Source organism: uncultured Amnibacterium sp. (assembly GCF_964245895.1).
Lineage (GTDB): Bacteria > Actinomycetota > Actinomycetes > Actinomycetales > Microbacteriaceae > Amnibacterium.
Genome location: NZ_CAXTOQ010000233.1, coordinates 1 through 3,477, shown reverse-complemented (window position 1 = coordinate 3,477; position 3,477 = coordinate 1). Strand labels below are relative to the sequence as shown.

4 protein-coding genes are annotated in these 3,477 nt (G+C 72.2%); all 4 read left to right on the top strand.

Going from position 1 to position 3,477, the window contains the following annotated elements:
• Positions 1 to 375 (top strand): OsmC family protein (locus tag ACFE60_RS18275; protein WP_375390276.1); only part of this gene is annotated, 375 nt, incomplete at its 5' end.
• Positions 372 to 1,466 (top strand): 1-deoxy-D-xylulose-5-phosphate reductoisomerase, encoded by a 1,095-nt coding sequence (locus tag ACFE60_RS18270; protein ID WP_375390275.1) that lies wholly within the window; start codon positions 372 to 374, stop codon positions 1,464 to 1,466. The genes ACFE60_RS18275 and ACFE60_RS18270, both read left to right, overlap by 4 nt.
• A gap of 190 nt (positions 1,467 to 1,656) precedes the next feature.
• On the top strand, positions 1,657 to 3,063 hold the full coding sequence (locus ACFE60_RS18265) for an RIP metalloprotease (RefSeq protein ID WP_375390274.1): 1,407 nt from the start codon (positions 1,657 to 1,659) through the stop codon (positions 3,061 to 3,063).
• Between the two features lie 143 nt (positions 3,064 to 3,206).
• On the top strand, positions 3,207 to 3,477 hold a 271-nt coding region (locus ACFE60_RS18260), incomplete at its 3' end, for a flavodoxin-dependent (E)-4-hydroxy-3-methylbut-2-enyl-diphosphate synthase (RefSeq protein WP_375390277.1).

The following is a 3,477-nucleotide window of genomic DNA, read 5'->3' as shown; positions in this document are numbered from 1 at the left end:
GTCGTGCTGCGGACCGAGGGCAAGCCCGAGCTGCTCGCGAGCGCGGACGTCCCGTTCCGCGGCGACGCGGACCGCTGGAACCCGGAGGAGCTGCTGCTCGCCGCGCTCTCCGAGTGCCACCTGCTCTCCTACCTCCACGTCGCCGTCAAGCACCGCGTCGTGGTGACCGGCTACACCGACGAGGCCACCGGGGAGATGGTCGTCACCCCGGACGACGCCGGGCACTTCGTCCGCGTCGACCTGCGCCCCCGCGTACGGCTGGCCGACGAGTCGCAGCGCGCGCTCGCCGACTCCCTGCACGCCGAGGCGAACCGGCTGTGCTTCATCGCGAACTCGGTGAGCTTCCCCGTCCACCACGCCCCGGTCGCGCCGTGACCGGCCGCCGCCGGGTCCTGCTGCTCGGCTCCACGGGCTCGATCGGCACCCAGACGCTCGACGTGATCGCCGCGAACCGCGACCGGTTCGAGGTCGTCGGGCTCGCCGCCGGGCGCAACCGGGCGCTGCTCGACCAGCAGGCCGAGCGGTTCGGCGTGACCGCGATCGCGGAGGGGGCGGAGGCGGCGGAGGCGCTGGTGCGCGACGTCGAGGCCGACGTCGTGCTGAACGGCATCACGGGCGCGGCGGGCCTGGGGCCCACGATCGCCGCGCTCGAGGGGCCGGCGACGCTCGCGCTCGCCAACAAGGAGTCGCTGATCATCGGCGCCCCCGTCGTCAAGCCGCTGATGGCGCCCGGGCGGGTCGTGCCGGTCGACAGCGAGCACTCCGCGATCGCGCAGTGCCTCGCCTCCGGCACCGCCGCGGAGGTGCGGCGTCTCGTGCTGACCGCCTCCGGCGGCGCGTTCCGCGGCCGCAGCCGAGCCTCCCTGCAGCACGTGACGCCCGCCGAGGCGCTCGCGCACCCGACCTGGGACATGGGGCTCATGGTCACGACCAACACCGCGACGCTCGTGAACAAGGGGCTCGAGGTCATCGAGGCGCACCTGCTCTTCGACGTCCCGTTCGACGCCATCGAGGTCGTCGTGCACGCCCAGTCGGTGATCCACTCCATGGTCGAGTTCACGGACGGCGCGACGATCGCCCAGGCGTCGCCGCCCGACATGCGGCTGCCGATCTCCCTCGGCCTCGACTGGCCGCACCGCGTGCCCGGCGTCGGCGCTCCGATCGACTGGACGTCCGCGCACACCTGGACCTTCGAGCCCCTCGACGAGGACGCCTTCCCCGCGGTCGGCCTGGCGAAGCAGGTCGGGCGGGCAGGCGGCACGCGGCCCGCCGTGTTCAACGCCGCGAACGAGCAGGCGGTGCACGCCTTCCACGCAGGCCGGCTCGCGTTCCTCGACATCGTCCCGCTGGTCGAGGCGGTGCTCGCGACCGTGCCGGAGCCGTCCGGCGCGCCGGACCGCGGCGGCCTGCTGGAGGCGGATCGGGCGGCCCGCGAGGCCGCGGACGCGGTCATCGCCGCCCGCTGAACCGAGCTCCCGAGTCCTTCAGCAGGAATTCTCGAGTCCTTGAGCAGGAAGATCGCACTTCAGCAGGAAGAGATCGCCGATTCCTTCCTGCTGAAGCGGATTCTTCCTGCTCACGTGCTCAGCGGTTGTTCATAGGCGCTCGCCGCACGGCAGCCGCACGAGGCAGGACGCGGGACGTACCCTGTCGGCCGTGACCGAAGCCATCCTCTACGTGGCCGGGGTCCTGGTGATCGCCGTCGGCATCGTGGTCTCGATCGGGCTGCACGAGGTGGGCCACCTGGTCCCGGCGAAGCTGTTCGGCGTCCGGGTGACGCAGTACATGATCGGCTTCGGCAGGACCGTCTTCTCGCGGCGTCGCGGCGAGACCGAGTACGGCTTCAAGGCGATCCCGCTCGGCGGCTACATCTCGATGGTGGGGATGTTCCCGCCCGCGAAGCAGGGGCGGAAGGCGCGCCTGCTGCAGGCGCGCCCGCCGGCCACCGTGGGGGAGGCGGTCGAGGAGGCGCTCGAGCCGGCCTCCGCGGGCCGCACGGCCACGACCAGCCTGTTCGGCACGCTCGTGCAGGACGCCCGCGACTCGAGCGCGGAATCCATCCCGGAGGGGGAGGACCACCGCGCGTTCTACCGGCTCGCGGTCTGGAAGCGGGTCGTCATCATGCTCGGCGGGCCGAGCGTCAACCTCGTCCTGGGGATCCTGTTCACCGCGATCCTGCTGATGGGCTTCGGCGTGCTGACGCCGACGACGACGGTCGCGTCGATCTCGCAGTGCATCGTGCCCGCCACCCAGACCCGCACGACCTGCACGGCCGACGACGTGGCAGCGCCCGCCGCCGGCACCGCGCTGCGGCCGGGCGACCGCATCACCGCGATCGACGGCACCGCCGTCACCACCTGGGACGACGTCACGGCGATCATCCGCCGGTCCGCGGGCGTCGAGCTCGAGCTGACCGTCGCCGCGAAGGCCGGCGGCACCGAGCGGATCACCGTGACCCCCGCGACGAACACCATCGCGGTGACGAACGCCGCCGGCGCCGTGCAGAAGGACCCGGACGGCACGACGAGGACGCAGACGGTCGGCTTCATCGGCATCGGCCCGACGGAGACGCTGCAGCAGCAGCCGGTCACCGCGGTGGTCCCCGCGGTCTGGAACAACGTGACCACCGTCGCCGGGGTGATCGTGAACCTGCCGTCCCGCCTCGTCGCCGTCGCGCAGGCCGCCTTCGGCTCGGGCGAGCGCGACCCGAACGGGCCGATCAGCGTCGTCGGCGTCGGCCGCGTCGCCGGGGAGATCGCGGCCAACGACCAGATCACCCTCACGTCGAAGGTCGCGAGCCTGATCGGCATCCTCGGCAGCCTGAACATCGCGCTGTTCGTCTTCAACCTGATCCCGCTGCTGCCGCTCGACGGCGGCCACGTGATCGGCGCGCTGTGGGAGGGGCTGCGGCGCCGGATCGCGAAGCTGTTCGGGCGCCGCGACCCCGGCCCCGTCGACACCGCCAAGCTGATGCCGCTGACCTTCGCGGTGTCGATCCTGCTGGGCGGCATGAGCCTGCTGCTGATCTACGCGGACCTGGTGCACCCGATCCAGATCTTCTGACCCGCTCTGCTCACGCTTCGTGCCGCCGATCCAGCGGCACGAAGCGTGAGCAGAGCCGCCTGAGCGGGCTGCGCGGCCCGTCCTCCTCCGCCGCATACGCTGGAGCGTTGCAAGGAGGTGCCGTGCCCGCACTGAACATCGGCATGCCGAAGCCCGCTCCCGAGGTGCTCGCGCCCCGGCGGAAGTCGCGGCAGATCAAGGTCGGGAAGGTCCTCGTGGGCGGTGACGCCCCGGTGAGCGTCCAGTCCATGACCACGACGCCGACGCCGAACATCAACGCGACGCTGCAGCAGATCGCGGAGCTCACCGCGTCCGGCTGCGACATCGTCCGCGTCGCGGTGCCGTCGCGCGACGACGCCGAGGCGCTGCCGATCATCGCGAAGAAGAGCCAGATCCCGGTCATCGCGGACATCC